Annotated in this window: 21 protein-coding genes and 1 tRNA gene; 20 read left to right on the top strand and 2 right to left on the bottom strand. The window is 42.6% G+C overall.

From position 1 onward, the window contains the following. Positions 1-675 precede the first annotated feature (675 nt). From rpmH to MKY54_RS30740, 12 genes are all read left to right on the top strand, one after another. Positions 676-810, top strand: coding sequence for a 50S ribosomal protein L34 (gene rpmH, locus MKY54_RS30795; protein ID WP_036677745.1), 135 nt, complete (start codon positions 676-678; stop codon positions 808-810). 289 nt (positions 811-1,099) lie between these two features. Continuing rightward, positions 1,100-1,450: a ribonuclease P protein component gene (gene rnpA / locus MKY54_RS30790; protein ID WP_036677842.1), complete on the top strand. Its 351-nt coding sequence runs from the start codon at positions 1,100-1,102 to the stop codon at positions 1,448-1,450. 86 nt (positions 1,451-1,536) lie between these two features. Then, positions 1,537-2,406: a YidC/Oxa1 family membrane protein insertase gene (locus tag MKY54_RS30785; RefSeq protein ID WP_036677747.1), complete on the top strand. Its 870-nt coding sequence runs from the start codon at positions 1,537-1,539 to the stop codon at positions 2,404-2,406. Then, positions 2,403-3,137 (top strand): RNA-binding cell elongation regulator Jag/EloR, encoded by a 735-nt coding sequence (jag, locus tag MKY54_RS30780; RefSeq protein ID WP_036677749.1) that lies wholly within the window; start codon positions 2,403-2,405, stop codon positions 3,135-3,137. The genes MKY54_RS30785 and jag overlap by 4 nt, the downstream gene beginning before the upstream one ends. Before the next feature lie 109 nt (positions 3,138-3,246). Next, entirely contained in the window at positions 3,247-4,623 is a 1,377-nt protein-coding gene (mnmE, locus tag MKY54_RS30775; RefSeq protein WP_339191321.1) for a tRNA uridine-5-carboxymethylaminomethyl(34) synthesis GTPase MnmE, read from the top strand. Between the two features lie 39 nt (positions 4,624-4,662). Next, positions 4,663-6,549: a tRNA uridine-5-carboxymethylaminomethyl(34) synthesis enzyme MnmG gene (gene mnmG, locus MKY54_RS30770; RefSeq protein WP_036677754.1), complete on the top strand. Its 1,887-nt coding sequence runs from the start codon at positions 4,663-4,665 to the stop codon at positions 6,547-6,549. A 3-nt stretch (positions 6,550-6,552) separates the two neighbouring features. After that, positions 6,553-7,278, top strand: a complete 726-nt coding sequence (rsmG, locus tag MKY54_RS30765; RefSeq protein ID WP_339189054.1) for a 16S rRNA (guanine(527)-N(7))-methyltransferase RsmG — start codon at positions 6,553-6,555, stop codon at positions 7,276-7,278. Positions 7,279-7,692: 414 nt separating this feature from the next. Beyond that, positions 7,693-8,508, top strand: coding sequence for a nucleoid occlusion protein (gene noc, locus MKY54_RS30760; protein ID WP_036677760.1), 816 nt, complete (start codon positions 7,693-7,695; stop codon positions 8,506-8,508). Positions 8,509-8,686: 178 nt separating this feature from the next. Beyond that, complete coding sequence (locus MKY54_RS30755) at positions 8,687-9,448, top strand: AAA family ATPase (RefSeq protein ID WP_036677762.1); 762 nt, start codon at positions 8,687-8,689, stop codon at positions 9,446-9,448. Continuing rightward, positions 9,441-10,283 (top strand): ParB/RepB/Spo0J family partition protein, encoded by an 843-nt coding sequence (locus MKY54_RS30750; RefSeq protein WP_248548868.1) that lies wholly within the window; start codon positions 9,441-9,443, stop codon positions 10,281-10,283. Before MKY54_RS30755 ends, MKY54_RS30750 begins: the two co-directional genes overlap by 8 nt. A gap of 197 nt (positions 10,284-10,480) precedes the next feature. Beyond that, the gene (locus MKY54_RS30745) at positions 10,481-11,626 is read left to right on the top strand and encodes an aminotransferase class V-fold PLP-dependent enzyme (protein ID WP_339189053.1); all 1,146 of its coding nucleotides are present in this window, start codon (positions 10,481-10,483) and stop codon (positions 11,624-11,626) included. Between the two features lie 36 nt (positions 11,627-11,662). Further along, on the top strand, positions 11,663-12,163 hold the full coding sequence (locus MKY54_RS30740; protein WP_036677768.1) for a DUF4446 family protein: 501 nt from the start codon (positions 11,663-11,665) through the stop codon (positions 12,161-12,163). On the opposite strand, the gene yyaC is transcribed toward MKY54_RS30740, so the two are convergent. Beyond that, complete coding sequence (gene yyaC, locus MKY54_RS30735; RefSeq protein WP_036677770.1) at positions 12,135-12,743, bottom strand: spore protease YyaC; 609 nt, start codon at positions 12,741-12,743, stop codon at positions 12,135-12,137. The genes MKY54_RS30740 and yyaC overlap by 29 nt on opposite strands. A gap of 119 nt (positions 12,744-12,862) precedes the next feature. Here yyaC and MKY54_RS30730 point away from each other — a divergent pair, with 119 nt between their 5' ends. The 4 genes from MKY54_RS30730 (at position 12,863) to MKY54_RS30715 (ending at position 14,519) form a co-directional block, all read left to right on the top strand. Continuing rightward, positions 12,863-13,108: a DUF3343 domain-containing protein gene (locus tag MKY54_RS30730; protein WP_076124321.1), complete on the top strand. Its 246-nt coding sequence runs from the start codon at positions 12,863-12,865 to the stop codon at positions 13,106-13,108. Between the two features lie 21 nt (positions 13,109-13,129). Next, positions 13,130-14,173, top strand: coding sequence for a mechanosensitive ion channel family protein (locus MKY54_RS30725; protein ID WP_076181708.1), 1,044 nt, complete (start codon positions 13,130-13,132; stop codon positions 14,171-14,173). After that, positions 14,173-14,385 carry a DUF951 domain-containing protein gene (locus MKY54_RS30720; RefSeq protein WP_036677772.1) on the top strand — a complete coding sequence of 71 codons (213 nt, stop codon included), beginning with the start codon at positions 14,173-14,175 and terminating at the stop codon, positions 14,383-14,385. Before MKY54_RS30725 ends, MKY54_RS30720 begins: the two co-directional genes overlap by 1 nt. Positions 14,386-14,428: 43 nt before the next feature. Beyond that, positions 14,429-14,519, top strand: a tRNA-Ser gene (locus MKY54_RS30715). Between the two features lie 367 nt (positions 14,520-14,886). Here the strand turns inward: MKY54_RS30715 and MKY54_RS30710 are convergent. Next, the gene (locus MKY54_RS30710; protein ID WP_036677774.1) at positions 14,887-15,084 is read right to left on the bottom strand and encodes a YjzC family protein; all 198 of its coding nucleotides are present in this window, start codon (positions 15,082-15,084) and stop codon (positions 14,887-14,889) included. Between the two features lie 217 nt (positions 15,085-15,301). Here MKY54_RS30710 and rpsF point away from each other — a divergent pair, with 217 nt between their 5' ends. From rpsF to MKY54_RS30690, 4 genes are all read left to right on the top strand, one after another. Next, positions 15,302-15,586, top strand: a complete 285-nt coding sequence (gene rpsF, locus MKY54_RS30705) for a 30S ribosomal protein S6 (protein WP_036677776.1) — start codon at positions 15,302-15,304, stop codon at positions 15,584-15,586. 48 nt (positions 15,587-15,634) lie between these two features. Then, positions 15,635-16,141 carry a single-stranded DNA-binding protein gene (gene ssb, locus MKY54_RS30700; RefSeq protein ID WP_036677780.1) on the top strand — a complete coding sequence of 169 codons (507 nt, stop codon included), beginning with the start codon at positions 15,635-15,637 and terminating at the stop codon, positions 16,139-16,141. A gap of 21 nt (positions 16,142-16,162) precedes the next feature. Beyond that, positions 16,163-16,435: a 30S ribosomal protein S18 gene (gene rpsR, locus MKY54_RS30695; RefSeq protein ID WP_036651767.1), complete on the top strand. Its 273-nt coding sequence runs from the start codon at positions 16,163-16,165 to the stop codon at positions 16,433-16,435. A gap of 511 nt (positions 16,436-16,946) precedes the next feature. After that, entirely contained in the window at positions 16,947-18,896 is a 1,950-nt protein-coding gene (locus MKY54_RS30690) for a DNA mismatch repair protein MutS (RefSeq protein WP_339189051.1), read from the top strand. Positions 18,897-19,082 lie beyond the last annotated feature (186 nt).

Genomic DNA, 19,082 nt, shown 5'->3' with positions numbered 1-19,082 from the left:
AGACTGTCACTCCTTTAAATCTTCCAAATGTGGCATCAGCCATGAAGTGGAAATGTCGAAGAAAATAGGTTGGTGCTGATATTTATCCCCAGTAGGCAATATGAAGAGACAAAAAAATATGGATAAATTTGATTTGTTCACAACTTTATCCACAGCTTGTTGATAATTAAGAGAACAAACAAATCTATTCACATTCAAAAGTAATACCATCATAGCAAAACGCCCCTTGTTTTTCAATGAGCAGGGCTATTTTATCCACAAATTCAAGCACTTGTGTACAATTATTAGGAACACCACTACATATTGTTGATAATTTGTTTACGGTTCGACACTTTACGCCAAAGGTTCGATAATTTTATACACAGGTTGTGCTCAACTGTGAGTAGTCGACTTTATTTTTTGATCACAGGTGGATAACTGTCATATCTTGTGGATTACTTTTTTCCTGGGGAGAGTTGTGGATAAACACCTGAGCTTGAGGGGGAGGAACAAGCCGGTTACTAGGTTGACTTTTGCTCATAAAATATGTTTAAATATATAAAGGTGTTTTCTGTAAGGATATGTCTCGATATATAAAAATGATAATTCCTGTAGATACTGTCCCTACTATAAGGACGGCTTAGTCCGTTTCTGCTTATATGACAGTAATTAAGTTCCTGTAAGGGAGGTGCAATTATGAGACCGACATTTAGACCAAATGTGAGCAAACGTAGTAAGGTTCACGGTTTCCGTAAAAGAATGAGCACGAAAAACGGCCGTAAAGTGCTGGCAGCTCGCCGCTTGAAAGGCAGAAAAGTTTTGAGTGCGTAAGTTAGGCCACTAAGGGACCACTGCGGTGGTCTTTTTTTACTGCTTTTTATTATTATTGCTCTGCAAAAGTCTAGGATCTCGCTTAATGCGCTAGCTACACTTTGCGGGGCTATTTAACGTATATTGAGAAATATTTTGTGAGAAGTTGAAATTATTTTTCCTACTATATATAGAAGCTTAATTTCAGCACAGCAAATGTGGTCGTTTATGGCTGCTTGCAAATGCCTATACTATTAGAAGAAAAAATTCGGAGGGACACTTAAACCGGATTTTTATGAAGGAGATTCCCGTGCACAAAAAGTTACGTTTACGAAACCGTGCCGACTTCAGTCGTGTATACCGCCATGGGAAGTCATTTGCGAATCATCAATTTGTAGTGTATTGGTTTGGCAAAAAAGAGGTAGAGCGATTTAGAGTAGGTGTGTCTGTTAGTAAAAAGGTCGGAAACGCGGTTGTCCGTAACCGTATGAGAAGATTAGTTAAGGAAATCGTCCGTCACCATGAACCTGAGATTGCAGGTGGCTTAGACATGGTGTTTATCGTAAGAAAAGGAGCGCTTTCCATGGAGTATGCAGAGCTCGAAAAAAGTGTGCTGCATGTGCTTCGTAAAGCCAAGCTACTCAAGGCTTCCCGCAAATAAAGGGTGCTTAAGAGGCTTGTTTATTTGTATTCATAATTATGGTATGATTTACGGTGGAATGGAATGTTTAAGAGAGGGGTTTTGAAGTGTCTCTAATGAAGACTAGACGAGGAAAATGGTTTCTCCTCATCACGGTAATGGTGTTGTCGTTAGCTGTTCTGTCGGGATGCGCTCCGTCGACTGCTGTCACGCACACTACGGAGGATTTGAAGAATGGAGGCTTCTGGCAAAGTAATGTAGTGTATTATTTCGCCATTGCCTTGGACAAGTTTGCAGATTGGTTTAACGGAGAATATGGTTTAGCCGTACTTGTGATGGTTATTATTGTCCGCACGTTGATTCTTCCGCTTACTATTAAACAGGTGAAGAGCTCGCGTGCAATGCAAGCCATTCAACCGGAACTCCAAAAGATCCAGAAAAAATATAAAGACACACCTGAAAAGGTGCAGCAAGAAACAATGCGTTTGTTCCAAGAAAATAAGGTTAACCCAATGGCGGGTTGTTTACCGCTGATCGTACAAATGCCTATCTTTATCGCTCTCTACAACTCGATCTACTATAATCCACATCTACGGGAGCATACCTTCTTGTGGCTGGAGCTAGGTAAACCGGATCATCTGTTTATCTTGCCAGTGCTAGCAGCATTAACAACATTTATTCAAACTAGAATGATGACCAAAATGAACCCAGTGCAACAACAAGGGCCAATGCAGTTCATGATGATGATCTATCCAGTTCTGATCTTCGTTATGTCGTACAACTTCCCTGCAGCCTTGCCACTATACTGGGTGTACAGTAACCTTTACACTATTATTCAGAACTACTTCTTATACCGCAACAACGATAAACACAAATTGGCAATCGCAAGTGCTGTAAAAAGTACAGATGACTCCAGTCCTGCTCCGAAGAGCAAAGGCGGCAACAAGTCATCGAAGGGAGCCAAAAAGTCAAAATGAGCAAAGTCGTCGCAACAGGGAAAACCATTGAAGAAGCTGTAGAACGGGGACTAACCCAGCTTGGAGTTCAAAAGGACCGGGTAACGGTCAACGTACTTGAGCAGCCATCAAGAGGATTCCTGGGATTGATCGGTGCGAAAGGTGCCAAGGTTGAACTAACCTTGATAGCCGAAGCCGCACCGGCATCAGCGGCGAGTGCTCCGTCACTGCCTCAACAGTCAGCAAGAGAGAGCAAACAGGAGGCCATCGGCGGTGTGCCACGCCAAGATTCCGGACAACCGGTGGAGGAAGCTTACCAAGAAGCCGTTCATTTCATTGTGGATGTCGCTAAGAGCATGGGGCTCGAAGTGGAGGTAGAAATCGTCCACACCAAGGAATCCACGATTCTGCAAATTTCCGGTCCAGATTTGGGACTGTTAATTGGCAGAAGAGGACAAACTCTCGATGCTCTACAGTATTTGGCTAATATTGTAGCTAACCGTTATTCCGACAGTTTTATACGGCTTGTGTTAGATGCAGAGAACTTCCGTGAGCGCCGTAAAAAAACGCTTGAAGAGCTGGCTGATCGTTTAGCCGGACGTGTAATTCGCACTCGTAAAGAGGTTGTATTGGAGCCAATGTCTCCTCAGGAGCGCAAGATTATCCACTCCAGGTTACAGGATCACCGGCAAGTGAGTACCCTCAGTAAAGGCGAAGAGCCAAATCGCCGCGTCGTTATAACCTTGAAGTAAAGACTATATGGATGCAATGACTCCTTGACCAATGTAAGGGGTCATTGTTTTTTTAAAAATAAAAGAACGTTTCTATTCAAAAAATATAAGTTTTGGGGTGAAAAACAGCATGCTTAGTGACACCATTGCTGCCGTATCGACGGCATTAGGCGAGGGAGGAATTGCTATTATTCGGGTAAGTGGCCCAGAGGCTATTTCCCAAGTGGCACCATTATTTCGTAGCCGAGTTCCATTAACTGAAGCGGAATCGCATACCGTTCATTACGGACATATCGTCAGTCCTGATAACGGAGAGAAGATGGAAGAAGTGTTGGTAACCGTTATGAAAGGACCACGTTCTTTTACGACAGAGGATGTAGTAGAGATCAGTGCTCATGGCGGTGTAATTTCTGTAAGAAGAGTGATGGATTTACTTCTGCAGCAGGAGATAAGGTTAGCCGAGCCGGGGGAGTTCACCAAGCGTGCTTTCTTGGGCGGACGTATCGATTTATCGCAGGCTGAGGCTGTTATTGATTTGATTCGCTCTAAGTCTGACCGGGCTTTTTCTGTAGCTTTAAAACAGGTTAGCGGATCCTTATCGGATCGAATTCATGCTTTACGCCATACACTTATTGAGATGCTGGCTCATATTGAAGTGAATATAGATTATCCAGAACATGATGTAGAATCCATGACAGCTGAATTTATTAAAGATAAAAGCAGTGAGGTTATGGAGGGAATAACAAAGCTGCTTAAGACATCTAATGAAGGAAAAATACTTCGTGAAGGGATTACGACAGCTATTGTCGGACGTCCGAACGTTGGTAAATCATCATTGCTAAACGCATTAGCGCGTGATAACAAAGCGATTGTAACAGATATTCCAGGAACAACACGTGATGTAATAGAAGAATTTATAACGATAAATAATATACCGCTTAAGCTGCTCGATACAGCGGGAATTCGTGAAACGATGGATGTTGTTGAGAAAATTGGGGTGGAGCGCTCCAAAGCGGCAGTTAGTGACGCCGACCTGATTCTACTTGTGCTGAATGCTAATGAAGAGCTGCATGAGGATGAATTGGCATTGATGGAACAAATCCACGGTAGACAGTGCCTAGTAATCATGAATAAAATGGACTTACCGCCCAAACTGGATAAGGATAAGTTGCTCTCATTTTTTGAAGAGTCTAACATTGTACCGATGTCCGTTCTGGAAGAGGAAGGTCTAGACAAACTTGAAGATGCCATTTCGACACTCTTTTTTGGTGGAAAGCTGGAATCGGGTGACTTGACATATGTGAGTAATGTGAGACATATAGCCCTGCTCAAAAAAGCCTATAAATCACTTCAAGACGCATACGATGCTGCAGAACAGTATATACCGATTGATATGATTCAAATCGATGTACGGCTCGCATGGGAACAGCTTGGTGAAATAATTGGCGATACTGCAGCTGACTCTTTGTTAGACCAAATATTCTCACAATTTTGTTTAGGAAAATAAGATTCACGATTTAATATAATTTCAAGGGGGAAACAGGACATGAGTTATGATGGAGGCAACTATGACGTTATCGTCATTGGCGCTGGTCATGCTGGCTGTGAAGCAGCACTGGCTGCAGCCCGGATGGGTTGCAGTACGTTAATGATCACAATTAACCTGGATATGGTTGCATTCATGCCCTGCAATCCGTCCATAGGCGGACCTGCCAAAGGACATGTAGTGCGTGAAATTGATGCGCTTGGCGGAGAAATGGGCCGCAATATAGATAAGACATTCATTCAACTGCGTATGCTGAATACAGGTAAAGGACCAGCAGTACATGCTTTACGTGCACAAGCTGATAAATTCCTTTATCAACATACAATGAAGGAAACTATGGAGAAAACGCCTAATTTGACACTTCGTCAAGGGATGGTTGAGCGTTTAATCGTTGAGGATGGACGTTGTGTAGGTGTAGTTACGAAGACTGGCACTGAGTACCATAGTAAGACTGTTATCCTGACAACAGGTACTTACCTGCGTGGTAAAGTGATTATGGGTGAGCTAACATATGAAAGTGGACCTAACAATCAACAGCCATCCGTGAAGCTTTCTGAGAACTTACGGGAGCTTGGGTTTGAATTGGTTCGTTTTAAAACAGGTACTCCACCACGTGTACATCGTGATACGATCGATTTCTCTAAGACAGAAATTCAACCAGGGGACGATGAACCGAAATTCTTTTCGTTCGAAACGAAATCATCCGATAACGAACAGCTTCCTTGTTGGTTAACGTATACCTCTGAGGTTACTCATCAGATTATTAATGATAACCTTCATCGTGCGCCGATGTTCACAGGTATTATCGAAGGAACTGGCCCACGTTATTGCCCTTCTATAGAAGATAAGGTCGTAAGATTCAGTGATAAATCTAAGCATCAGATCTTTTTAGAGCCAGAGGGAAAAAATACATCGGAATACTATGTACAAGGTCTGTCCACTAGTCTTCCTGAGGATGTACAGCTAGCTATCTTACGTTCCATTCCTGGTATGGAAAAGGTAGAGATGATGCGTAACGGCTATGCTATTGAATATGATGCAATGGTTCCTACACAGCTATGGCCATCTCTTGAAACTAAACGTCTTCCAGGTCTGTTCACTGCTGGACAAATCAATGGCACTTCCGGTTATGAGGAAGCAGCAGGCCAAGGGGTTATGGCTGGAATTAATGCAGCACGCAAAGTGCAAGACAAAGAACCCGTAATCCTAGATCGTTCACAGGGATACATTGGTGTACTCATTGATGATCTCGTGACTAAGGGAACGAATGAACCTTACCGTCTGCTTACTTCACGTGCAGAATATCGTTTGTTGCTTCGCCATGACAATGCAGATCTAAGACTTACACCTATCGGTTATGACATTGGTTTGATCACACAGGAGCGTTTCGATAACTTCACAGATAAGAAAGAACGGGTGGAGCGTGAAATTGTTCGTCTGCAAGAAACAAAGGTTAAACCTGTTGATGTAAACCAAGTACTAGCGCAATATGAATCGGCACCTATTGTAGATGGCAGTAATTTGCTTGTTCTGATGCGGCGCCCAGAGCTTGTATATAGTTTTGTTGATCAAGTATCACCATCACCAGAGATGCTGGATGCAGAAATGAAGGAGCAAGTAGAAATCCAAATTAAATATGCCGGATATATAGAAAAACAACTTCAACATGTGGAGCGCCTGCAAAAGATGGAGAAGAAAAAAATTCCAGATGACATTAATTATAATGAAATCCATGGATTAGCGATGGAAGCGCGGCAGAAGCTGACTAAGATTCACCCGATCTCTATCGGGCAGGCTTCTCGGATTGCGGGAGTTACACCTGCTGATATTTCCATTCTTCTTGTATATCTTGAGCATTACAACCGGGTAACCGCGGCGAAAGGATAAGCTATGGATAATACGGAAGTTCAATTCACACAACTATTACAGGAACGAGGCATATCCCTTACAGCAGAACAGTTAGCACAATTTGATCTGTATTATAATGAACTCGTAACCTGGAATGAAAAAATGAATCTCACGGGTATAACTGAGCGAGAGCAGGTATATACGAAGCATTTCTATGATTCTATTTCATTAGCTTTTTTCCTTGATATTAACGAGATCACCAATCTCGCAGATATCGGTTCAGGAGCTGGGTTTCCAGGAATCCCACTTAAAATATGTTTTCCTCATTTGAAGCTAACGATTGTTGATTCGCTCAATAAACGAATTTCATTTCTGCAGCATGTAAGTACGACATTGGGATTAACTGATGTACAATTGATCCATGGGCGGGCAGAGGATGTTGCGCGCAAGTTCACTCATCGTGATGCCTATGATTTGGTTACAGCACGTGCGGTAGCAAGACTGTCTTTATTGAATGAATTTTGTCTTCCCTTCACACGCAAAGATGGGGTGTTCGCTGCAATGAAGGGCAGCGATCCTTCAGAGGAATTAAGCGAAGCTAAGTACAGCTTAAAAGAGCTTCGTGCTGAACTCAGCAAAGTGGAGTCGTTCAGCTTACCAGTGGAGGAGTCGGATCGACATATTGTTATGATCCGGAAGACAGGAGCAACACCAGCTAAATACCCAAGAAAAGCGGGAATTCCTGCCAAAATGCCATTGATAAAATAATGTTTCACGTGAAACATTGCCGATACTCAAAGTTCCTTTAGGAGCATTCTCTTTGAACAAAGGGAATGCTCTTTTTTTATGAAGATGATGATAACAAAAATCGATAAATATCAAATTAGATAAAAATTAGATTTATAAGCTGATTTGGTTGTTGCACCTGTAAAAATGCAGGAAAAATAGGTCTTTACGGAGAATATGATTATGTGGAGAAAAGTGATAGAATAGCATAGTAGACTTTAATTTTGTATATAACTCCTTCTCTGTACTCTTGTTCGAAAGAAGGAGAGATTATGATGCCTGTTCATTACAGGTAATTCCATAATATCAGAATGTTTTAGATTGCTGTACGATATGCTTTCCGTGAAGAAGGTCAAGAAGATCGTACTATAACGAAATTAGGTGGTTATGAACGGAATGAAAGAACAATTTACCAAGCTATTTGGGTTTAACGAGCGGAGCAGCGGAGAAGAAATCAAACAAATACCAGTTCATGAGGTCGTTAGCAGTCCTTACCAACCACGGACTATATTCGATGATGACAAAATTGATGAGTTATGTCAGACAATTAAAACTCATGGTGTCATTCAGCCTATTGTTGTACGTATGCGAGATTCCATATATGAGATCATCGCAGGTGAACGGCGCTGGCGGGCAGTTAAAAAGCTTGGTTTAGAGACGATCCCTGCTATTGTCCGTGAGTTCAATGATTCTCAGGCAGCATCTATTGCGCTCATAGAAAATCTACAGCGTGAAGGTTTGACCTCCATAGAAGAAGCTGTCGCTTATCAGAAGTTAATTGATCTTCATCAATTAACACAAGAAAGCTTAGCACAACGCTTAGGCAAGAGTCAGTCGACTATTGCGAATAAGATTCGTTTACTCCACTTACCTGAAGAGGTTAAGACAGCGTTGATGGAACGTCAGATTTCCGAAAGACATGCGCGTTCACTCTTATCACTGGATAGTGTGGAAATGCAATTAAAAGTTTTGGCAGAGATTATTGCAAAAGGATTAAATGTTAAACAGACGGAAGCTCGTATTGCTTTCTATAAACAAGTTTCGCAAACTAAAAAGTCAAAACGGGTCTCCTATACCAAGGATGTTCGTCTCGCTCTTAATACAATTCGTCAATCTATTGATATGGTGTCAGGCTCAGGTATGGAAATCAAAACGTCAGAAAATGACCGTGGTGACCATTACGAGATTGTAATCCAGATCCCCAAAAGATAAATTGTTTCAAAAGCTGAAGGCGGCCTTAAAGTGATTGGCCGCCTTTTGTGTGACTTAAACCAGGATGTATTGCTCAGTCCTGCATTTTAGAGTTTTAGCTCATATTAAGTAACATAGTTTGGCCGTTTGTACTTGCGATCTACGAGAAGATTCTTCCTAACTATTCGAGGTGAAATTAGTGTCCAAGATTATTGCCATAGCAAATCAAAAAGGCGGTGTCGGTAAAACAACATCCTCTGTGAACCTAGGTGCCGGTATGGCTACATTAGGAAAAAGAGTGCTTCTAGTTGATATCGATCCTCAAGGTAACACTACCAGCGGCGTTGGCATCAACAAGGCGGACGTAGCGAATTGTATATATGACATTCTCATTAATGAAGTAAATCCTCTAGAAACGATACTTGAAACTCAAAATGAAGGACTGCACATCATCCCGGCGACCATTCAATTAGCGGGGGCGGAGATCGAATTAGTATCAACGATTTCCAGAGAGTTGAAATTGAAAAAAGCCCTAAATGCGGTTAAAAATAATTATGACTACATCATCATTGATTGTCCTCCATCCCTTGGGATTTTGACGATCAATTCCCTTACAGCTGCTGATTCGGTAATCATTCCGATTCAATGTGAATATTATGCGCTCGAAGGGTTGAGTCAGCTTTTAAACACCGTGCGTCTAGTACAAAAAAATCTTAATCCGCATTTAAAAATAGAGGGAGTACTATTAACCATGTTGGATGCCCGTACGAATCTAGGGATCCAAGTCATCGAAGAGGTTAAAAAGTATTTTCAGGAAAAAGTTTACAGAACTATCATTCCTCGGAATGTCCGCTTAAGTGAGGCACCGTCTCATGGACAATCCATTATTACTTATGATCCTCGCTCAAAGGGAGCAGAAGTGTATTTAGAGTTGGCAAAGGAAGTGATTTCTTATGAGTAAACGTTTAGGGAAAGGTCTGGATGCTCTGATTCCTTCTTTATCTATTAATGAAGATGATAAGGTAGTAGAAATCCCATTAGCTCAATTACGGGCTAACCCTTATCAACCACGCAAGGATTTCAATGAAGAAGCAATCCAGGAATTGGCTGAGTCCATCAGACAACATGGCGTGATTCAACCGATCATTGTACGTAGTGTTTTGAAGGGGTATGAAATCATTGCCGGTGAACGCAGATTCCGGGCATCGCAATATTGTGGTAAACCTACGATTCCAGCAGTCGTAAGAAATCTAAGTGATCAACAGGTCATGGAGATCGCCCTGATTGAGAACTTGCAACGTGAAAATTTAAATGCAATGGAAATCGCAGTTGCTTATCAAGGTTTGATGGATCAATTTTCACTCACACAAGAAGAGCTATCACTTAAAGTTGGAAAGTCCAGATCCCACATCGCCAACTTTCTAAGATTGCTTACTTTACCGGAAGATGTAAAAGAATATGTTTCACGTGGAACAATGTCTATGGGACATGCACGAGCTATTGTTGCCTTGAAAGATCCGGAAGTCATTAAACAATTAGCTGAACAATGCGTGGAACAGCAATGGAGCGTAAGAGAGCTTGAAGAAACAGTGAAAAATCTGGATCGAAAGCCAACGAACGGTACGAAGATTAAAGTTGTTAAACGTGATCCCTATATTGATAATGTAGAGGAAGTATTACGTGAACGGTTTAAAACAACGGTTAAGATAAAACAAGGTAAGGAAAAAGGGAAGATTGAACTAAATTACTACAGTGCGCAGGACTTAGAAAGATTGTTAGAATTATTGGGTAACTAAATGGGTATCTATGCCAAGAACATATCCTGAGCTATCCGTAATCGGATGAGTAGGGGTATGTTTTTTCAAAATATAAGGATGTATAAAGTGCAGCTGAATATTATCCTTATATTTTCTACAGATAAGGTTATTATCAATAAAGGGCGACAACGTTGTTTCTTCTTAATGAAAAAGAGTATGAGACGAGGAGCGGGGTTATGGAAGACTTCGTATATTTGGATCATGCGGCTACGTCCTGGCCTAAACCTCCAGAGGTGGCAGCTGCTATGATGAATGCTTTGCAGTCGGGAGCAAATGCTGGCAGAGGAAATTATTCGTTGGCCATGGGAAGCGGACGGGTGTTGGTGAGAGCCCGGAGTTTGCTGGCGGAGTTGTTTGGGGTTTCTAATGCACAAGACATAGCATTTACCCAAAACACTACGATGGCATTAAATATGGCGATTAGAGGTACGCTCAAAGCAGGGGATCATGTAATCTCTACAATGACTGAACACAATTCTGTGCGGAGACCTTTGGAATATTTACGTAAGTCACTAGGGATAAGTGTTGATTATCTGAAGGTGGATCGAGCGGGTCAATTGGATTTGAACGAATTGGGCAAAACGTTTCGACCAAACACTAAAATGGTAATTTGTAATCATAGCTCCAACTTATTAGGTAGTATACTTCCCATTGGTGAAATCGGGGATCTAGCTAAAGCAAAGGGTGCTATATTTCTAGTGGATGCTGCTCAAAGTGCAGGCTCGCTTGATATTGATGTGAAAAAGATGAATATTGACTTATTAGCTTTTCCTGGGCATAAAGGATTGCTTGGACCACAAGGGACTGGTGGGCTCTATATATCACCTGAATTGGATCTCGAGCCCTTAATGCATGGAGGGACAGGCAGTCAATCTGAGAATAGTGAACAACCCTCTGTTCGCCCAGATCGGTATGAAGCGGGAACGCAAAATGCGGTAGGAATTGCTGGTTTACTAGCCGGTGTTCAAAAGGTAAAATCGATAGGGACAAACGTTATCCACGAAAGAGAGTGGAAGCTGACTCAACTGCTGATGGAGGGCTTGTCCCATATTCGAAACATTAAACTGTTAGGCCCCACATTAGGGGCTCCGAGAACTGGAATTGTGTCGTTTGTAGTGGATGGGGAAGAATCGGCGAATATAGCCCACCGTCTAGATCGTGAGTATAAAATAGCCGTCAGAGCGGGTATGCATTGTACCCCACTGGCACATAAGGCTGTTGATACACTAGAAAGTGGTGCTGTTCGGGCGAGTGTAGGCGTAGATACAACAGAGCATAATATAAGCAGAATGCTAGCTGCTATGGATGAGTTATATGGCTGATGCCCGCAGCAGATAAATAAAAAGGATGGTCCATTCATGTCTGAAATGAATCAATTAATTAATGAACAGTTGCAGTGGTTTGTGTTTGGTTTCGTAGTAATTATGCTAGTACTGATAGTGACTGTAATCGCCCAGGGAGCTAAGCTGCGGACTATACGGCGCAAATATGAGGCCATGATGGCAGGAAGCGGTGTGGAGGATCTGGAAGGCCTTCTGGTTGATCTGAAGAACCAAAGCGACATGCTGGAAGAAGAACAACGTGAGCAAAAAGCGTTGATAGAAGCTACCCAAGTCAAAATCCGCGGCATGAAGTCAAATATCGCTCTGAAGCGTTATAATGCCTTCGGTGAACGTGGTAATGATTTGAGCTTCTCGGTGGCTATTCTGGATGACAATAGCAGTGGCATTGTATTAACCAGCCTTCATAATCGTGAGAACTCATATATTTACTCCAAGCCTATGCAAAATGGGGAATCACAATACGCCTTATCGCCTGAAGAAAAAGAAGTTATAACTCTCGCGTTGCAGCAGAAGTAGCATGCAGGTTCCATTGTTTTAAAGCAGAATATAGACTTGTAGCGATAATATCAGATAATCGCATGACTAGACTTAGCCGTGTATTCTGCAATACGAAATACTCCATAAAGCCGCCGACATTAACGATTCCAGTCAAATGGATATCTCCAACCGGCGGCAATTGTTTATTTACGCCAGCTCCTGGTCTGAGGGGGCCTTCAACGACTTGGATGCAGCCAACACTAGTAGAGTGACCTAAGCAGGCATCTATTCCGATGACAAACGGGTTATTATATTTTTCATTAATTAGAGACAAAGTCTCTTCAAGATTGACGGCATGAACCGGTTCTTCAAGGGTACCGTATAAATGAAACAATGGACTATGAAAACGGGATAATGCAGTACCAACAAGAGGACCGAGAGAATCTCCGGTGGAGCGATCAGTGCCTACACAGATGACGATAATTTGAGTCTCTGGACGCGTGCGTGAAAAGTGGAAAAGTAGCCGATGAGTAATTGCGGAATAGATATCGGGATCTGTATGTGATATTTTTAAACAGGATGTTTCTTGCGCTGCTGTAGCCTTGGATGAGGAGTTCATACCATCTTCCTTTCTAAGGGTGATTCTATTTGTTGGTATCTAGTATATGGATAGAAGAGGGGTTTTATACTCCAGCTGCAAGAGATAGGACGATAAACCTATGGAGAGGCTTGACGTATATGCAGGATGAGATGTTAATAGCGTTTGACTCCACCCAGCAGGCGCTTCGTGCTGAAATGCTGCTTGAGTATGCTGAAATAGAAATTGATATATTTCCAACTCCGAAGGAGATCACCGCAGGCTGTGCAATTTCAATTCAGTTTTTTCAAAATGCGCTGGAAGAGGTAAAAAGAATTATAGTTGAGCAGGAAATAGAAATACGCGGCATCTACGGAAAACACAACGAGAACTACATACTGATTTAGGGGTAGGGAGGAGTACATGCGATGAATATGTGGATACTGGAGGCTGATACACCCGGTGCGGATACATTAAAAGATGCCATTCGCTTTAAAGATAAGGTGTGGAATTGGTTTACCGATGCTGATATGTGGGCGGATGTATTATTTGCGGGTCTACGGATTCTTGTTATTTTTCTCTTAACCCGGGTTATTATTAAAATTGTTTCTAATATTATTGATCGTTCGCTTGAGCGTAAAACCGGGGGCAGACTTCTGTCCAACACACGAAGGTTTACTACGGTTGGGGAATTGATGAAAAATGTAGTGACAGTTATCTGTAATTTTGTGATGATCATGCTCGTGCTTTCTGAGTTCCACTTCGATTTGGCACCATTGTTGGCTGGAGCGGGTGTGCTTGGTTTAGCAGTGGGTTTTGGGGCGCAAAGTTTGGTGAAGGATGTTATTACAGGTTTCTTTATTATTTTAGAGGATCAATTTGCAGTGGGTGATGTAATTCAAACGGGGACCTATAAAGGAACGGTAGAATTAATCGGACTGCGAACAACCAGACTGTTAAGCACAACTGGAGAAGTATTTATTATCCCGAATGGATTAATCACGAACGTGACCAATTATTCTCTCTCGAATGCATTGGCTGTAGTTGATGTTCCTGTAAAAATGGAGCGGAGCTTGGAGGCCACGCTAGGTTTGATTGGAGAAGCGCTAAAAGGAATAGAAGAGCGTAACTCTAATGTTCTTGCTTATCCTAATGTGCTCGGTATACAGTCCATGAGTACTTCGGAATATGTAATTCGTATAGCGGCTAGCTGTTTACCTAATGCAAAAGAGGTTGCGGAGAGACAGATTCAGAATGATATTAAGCAGGCACTAGAGAAACTAAGCAGTCTAGAGCAGGCCCAAGCTGCTCAAGCCGAAGAGGAAGCGCGTTTGAAGGCAGAAGAAGAAGAAGCAAAGGCTGAAATTGAACTGGCAAAAGCAGAAAATGAGCAGGAAGTATCGGATACGCCTGACACTGGATCAAGACGCCAAATCGCAGCTACACAAGAGGGGAAAAAGGGGGAAGGGTAGTGGAACGTAAAGTTTTTCAGCTTGGAGATATTGTACAGATGAAGAAACAGCACCCTTGCGGTTCTAATGAGATGGAGATCATTCGTATGGGGATGGATATCCGCATTAAGTGTACAGGATGTCAGCATAGTGTTCTGATTCCCCGGGCGAAATTCGAGAAGAATATGAAGAAGGTACTGCGTTCTGCAGAGGGAAATACAGACAATAATTAAGCTTGCAAATGGCATGTCTGCATGATACAATTATTTTTGCTGCGGAGAGGTACCCAAGAGGCCCAAGGGGGCTGACTCGAAATCAGTTAGGCGTGTCACAGCGTGCGTGGGTTCGAATCCCACCCTCTCCGCCACTTCAGCATAATATAACATTTTAATGAATCCTTCGTTCCTGTAACGGAGGTTTTTTTGTGTCCACTGAGCTGTTTGCAAAAGATCATAACATGCAAAAAGAAGGGCCCTTTCGGGTCCTTCTTCAAGAGGCAGTACATCAATGATGTTGGAATTTCTCTGTATATAGCGACTAAAGTGATTTAGGCGTTGCTGAGGTTACTGCTTTTTAGACAATAACCCACTACTATTCCCAGCTAACAATAGATGCTGAATCAGATATCCTGTGATTGTGTTCGTCTACGACGGCCAACGGAACCACACCTCTCTTTTGTACTGCCTGAGTATAGTATGTGTAATGTCGTTTTTTTTATACACATTTATTTTTATTTAATGTACACGTGCTTTTTCAACCTTTTTCCACTTCCGATTTTTGTTACTGGTCTCGGGGAAGGTGTCTCCTTTTTCCATTTTAATATGCTGTGGATTCTGAATTTCGGTGTGGAAGCTTCGCGCTTCACCTACCTCTGTATACATGCCTGGATTGGGGGCTTTGTCGCCTTTTTCATATTCTGTCTTTTCGCCCATCATTATCGCTCCTTCCTTAAGTGCAGATGAATTCACTGATTATTGTGCGCAGGTAGGCTTTTTTTCATGTAAAAAGAGGGTGGAGGGTTGTCCGGTATTAATATTGCTTGCACTCTGCTGCTCGTTTTGGTATATTAATCAGGTGCGAGTCTATGTTTGTGCTCGTTCCTTGCTCCTGACGTGATTAGGGGCCTCAGACCATAAGGAGGTGAAAATTATGCGCAAATATGAAGTGATGTACATTATTCGTCCTGACATTGAACAAGAAGCTGTTCAAGCAGCAGTCGATAAATTCCAAGGCATCATCTCCAATGGCGGGGAAATTACAAAGCACGAAGTGCAAGGTAAACGCCGTCTTGCGTATGAGATCAAGAAATTCCGTGATGGCGTTTATGTTTTGGTTAACTTCAATGCAGAACCTGCAGTAGTTACTGAATTAGAACGTCTTATGAAGATTTCTGACGAAGTTATTCGTTATCTCATTACGAACGACGTTGCTTAAGATCTTGACAAGCTTTGTAATGAATCGCTCTAAAGGAGGGGACCAGAATTGTTGAACCGTATCATTTTGATCGGACGGTTGACCCGTGACCCGGAACTTCGTTATACTCCCGCTGGTGTTGCCGTAACTCAATTTACGCTTGCCGTAGATCGTAACTTTACGGGCCAGAACGGTGAACGTGAGGCAGACTTCATCCCGGTTGTTACCTGGAGACAGCTAGCAGAAACCTGTGCCAATTATTTGCGCAAAGGTCGTCTGACAGCAGTGGAAGGACGCATCCAAGTGCGGAACTATGAGAATAACGAAGGTAAACGTGTATACGTAACTGAAGTTATTGCTGATAATGTTCGTTTCCTGGAATCTTCACAAAGCCGTGAAGGTGGAAATACTTCAAGTGGTGCAAGTAGTATGCCTGAAGAGCCAGCATATGGTGGCGGTGGTAACGCTGGACGCGGAAATAACAACAATAATTTCTCGCGTAACAACAATACTCAAGATCCTTTTTCGGGCGATGGTAAACCGATTGATATATCGGATGATGATTTGCCATTTTAATTAGGAAGGACTGAAAAGAATATGGCTTTTAAACCAAGAGAAGGCGCTGACAACGACAAAAGACCAGCACGTCGTGGTGGACGCAACAAGCGTAAAAAAGTTTGCTTTTTCACTGTGAACAAGATTACTCACATTGATTATAAAGATACTGAACTTCTTAAGAAGTTCATCAGCGAACGTGGAAAGATTTTGCCACGTCGTGTAACAGGTACAAGTGCAAAATACCAACGCGCTCTTACCATTGCTGTAAAACGCTCGCGTCAAATCGCGTTGCTTCCTTACACAACGGAATAGGACGTTTTATAGAAGCAGTCGGGAAACCGGCTGCTTTTTTGTTGTGAAAAACCAGCGTGTGGATTACGTTGACGTTCCATCTGGAATGTGTTAAATTTACAGCTATCCTATAACAAAAGGGGAAATATTGATGTTGGTGACCGTTCTTAACTAGCAATTTCATAACACTGGATTAGGAAGGCTTTAGCAGGCTCGTCTTTTGGCGTTTACGTGCTCTATTTGAGTTCGTTTCGCGCAGAGGTCTGTTGTTCCTAACGGTGGATGATTTAGTTAAGAACACACGAAGCGTCATATGGCCTCTTTACGGCTATTGTTCTCTTTGTAATTAACCGTGCTCTTAGAGCACGGTTTTTTTGTTTTTCGGCCACCCTGGCTTTTATGGGGACCTTAAAACGCCAGAGAACAATAGCATAAAAAGAAGGGCAAGGACTGCCATAGTGGCATTCTTTGTCCTTTTTGCGTTAGGGAGATTTAGTTCCAAAAAAAGTTAGATCAATAAGGAGGATTTGCTGTGAATTTACAAAGTCTAAACACGTTGGAATACGAAATTATTAAAACCGAGCTTAGCCGTCATGCGGTATCTTATGTAGGAAAGAAAACTGTAGAAGAGCTTATGCCTATGACCTATTTGCCTTCGATTCAAAGAGCGATGGAGGAAACGTCTGAAGCTAAAGAGCTGCTCGAGCGGGGGTCCAGTGTACCGATTCCTTCATTAGAGGGGATTGAGTGGATCATGTCACTAATGGGGACTGGATATTTGTACAGTGAGCAAGACTTCACTGCAGTGGCTACATTTCTAAAGAGCTGTGGTCAATTGCGCAAATATATGGCTTCTAAAGAGCAAAGTGCTCCCCGGATTGCTGCTTATGCTTCCTCGCTGCTGGAATTAAATCATGTGCGGGAAGCAATTGATCGTTGTATCCGCTTTGGGGCGATTGATGATGGAGCTAGTAAGGGGTTAGAGCGGGTTCGTAAACGGATTGTCGTAGCTAAAGAACGTCTTCATAAAAAAATTGACGGGATCATGACGCGCCATCAATCGATTTTGCAAGAGAATATTTATAGCCAGCGTGGTGGACGATATGTTATCCCCGTAAAGCGGGAGTATCATAAGCAAATAAAGGGATCGGTACTTGATCAATCCACAAGTGGACAGACGGTGTTCATCGAACCAGAGGAGATTGCCTCCATGCAGATTGAGCTGGATCTGTTATTAGGAGAAGAGGCGCGTGAAGAAGCTGTGATCCTCAGTATGCTGACCAGCATGGTAGAACAGGAACAAACTGCACTGCGCCTAAATATCGAGGTTACAGGTACCTATGATTTTATTTTTGCCAAAGCAAAATATGCACGAACGCTGGGAGCATCTGAGGTTACTCTAAATGATAGGGGTTTTCTAAGGATGAACGGAGGCAGACATCCCATGCTGCAGGGCATGATTCCAATTAGCCTGGAGATAGGGAAGGGATATAAATCCCTAATCATTACAGGTCCAAATACAGGCGGGAAAACGGTGGTGCTCAAGACCCTCGGGCTGCTTACCCTCATGGCTCAATCCGGGCTGTTGATTCCGGTCGAGGAGGGGAGTGAGTTTACGGTCTTTACGGATGTGATCAGTGTAATCGGAGACGGACAAAGTTTGGCCCAATCACTGAGTACATTTTCGGCACAAATGAAGAGTATTGAGGGAATGCTGAGAGATGCCTCTAAAGGGGTGCTGCTGCTCATTGACGAGCTGGCGGCAGGTACAGACCCTGGTGAAGGAATCGCCCTCTCAATCGCCATTCTGGAAGAGCTGAGCCGTAAAGGGGCCAATATTATCGTCACAACCCATTTTAATGAGCTAAAAGCCTTTGCCGCTGCGACAGCCGGTTTTCAAAATGCACGAATGGAATTCGACAAAGAAACGCTGCAGCCGTTGTATCGTCTGACTATCGGAGAAGCGGGGGAGAGTTACGCTCTGCAAATTGCCAAAAAGCTGGGTATCCAGGATAACGTTATCAAGCGATCGTGGGAGATCGTTGAGGCGCAGCAGCAAAGGCTGCTGAAAGGTGATGGGTCGGCATGGGCAAGTCTTTTTAGCAAAGAGGGAGAGAAAGGGAAGACTGCACCTGTTATAGAGGATTTTGAAAAAGAAGAAAAGTCTGCGGAATCACTGAGCGATAAGGAGAAGCAGACCCAATATGAAATTGGTGATGCTGTTCTTGTAACTTCACTGGGGCGGATAGGCATTGTTTATGAGAAAAGAGATCACTTAGGAATGGTCGGAGTGATGATCCAGAAGCAAAAAATGCGGATTAATCATAAACGTTTAAAACCATATCTATCCAAAGATGAGCTGTATCCTGAGGAATATGACTTTGATATAATTTTTGAGAGCAAGGATACCCGTAAAAAGCGGAAATTGATGCAGCGTAAGCATGTCGAAGGCCTGAGAATTACGCATAAGGATGAAGAATAATGTAATAAAAGGATCTGCCTATGAGGTAGGTCCCTCTTTTTTTATAAATACTATGAAATATGCGTAAATTCAAGCAGGAGTATAGGCCTAAAGCTTAGAAGTTATTGTAACCATTCTAAAACTTTGTTACAGTAAATATTTATTCCATAGCTTATATGTAGATATACGTTCAACTAGAGAAGGGAA

The sequence above is a fragment of the Paenibacillus sp. FSL P2-0121 genome, from assembly GCF_037975345.1.
GTDB lineage: Bacteria > Bacillota > Bacilli > Paenibacillales > Paenibacillaceae > Paenibacillus_AQ > Paenibacillus_AQ odorifer.
The sequence above is the reverse complement of the archived record's forward strand: the minus strand, read 5'-3'. Positions and strand labels throughout refer to the sequence as shown.

Bases quoted from the DNA above. Each gene is read 5' to 3' on its own strand.
- rpmH (WP_036677745.1), top strand. From the start codon at position 676: ATGAGACCGACATTTAGACCAAATGTGAGCAAACGTAGTAAGGTTCAC.
- jag (WP_036677749.1), top strand. From the start codon at position 2,403: ATGAGCAAAGTCGTCGCAACAGGGAAAACCATTGAAGAAGCTGTAGAA.
- mnmE (WP_339191321.1), top strand. From the start codon at position 3,247: ATGCTTAGTGACACCATTGCTGCCGTATCGACGGCATTAGGCGAGGGA.
- mnmG (WP_036677754.1), top strand. From the start codon at position 4,663: ATGAGTTATGATGGAGGCAACTATGACGTTATCGTCATTGGCGCTGGT.
- rsmG (WP_339189054.1), top strand. From the start codon at position 6,553: ATGGATAATACGGAAGTTCAATTCACACAACTATTACAGGAACGAGGC.
- noc (WP_036677760.1), top strand. From the start codon at position 7,693: ATGAAAGAACAATTTACCAAGCTATTTGGGTTTAACGAGCGGAGCAGC.
- MKY54_RS30750 (WP_248548868.1), top strand. From the start codon at position 9,441: ATGAGTAAACGTTTAGGGAAAGGTCTGGATGCTCTGATTCCTTCTTTA.
- MKY54_RS30745 (WP_339189053.1), top strand. From the start codon at position 10,481: ATGGAAGACTTCGTATATTTGGATCATGCGGCTACGTCCTGGCCTAAA.
- MKY54_RS30740 (WP_036677768.1), top strand. From the start codon at position 11,663: ATGTCTGAAATGAATCAATTAATTAATGAACAGTTGCAGTGGTTTGTG.
- yyaC (WP_036677770.1), bottom strand. From the start codon at position 12,743: ATGAACTCCTCATCCAAGGCTACAGCAGCGCAAGAAACATCCTGTTTA.
- MKY54_RS30730 (WP_076124321.1), top strand. From the start codon at position 12,863: ATGCAGGATGAGATGTTAATAGCGTTTGACTCCACCCAGCAGGCGCTT.
- MKY54_RS30725 (WP_076181708.1), top strand. From the start codon at position 13,130: ATGAATATGTGGATACTGGAGGCTGATACACCCGGTGCGGATACATTA.
- MKY54_RS30710 (WP_036677774.1), bottom strand. From the start codon at position 15,084: ATGGGCGAAAAGACAGAATATGAAAAAGGCGACAAAGCCCCCAATCCA.
- rpsF (WP_036677776.1), top strand. From the start codon at position 15,302: ATGCGCAAATATGAAGTGATGTACATTATTCGTCCTGACATTGAACAA.
- rpsR (WP_036651767.1), top strand. From the start codon at position 16,163: ATGGCTTTTAAACCAAGAGAAGGCGCTGACAACGACAAAAGACCAGCA.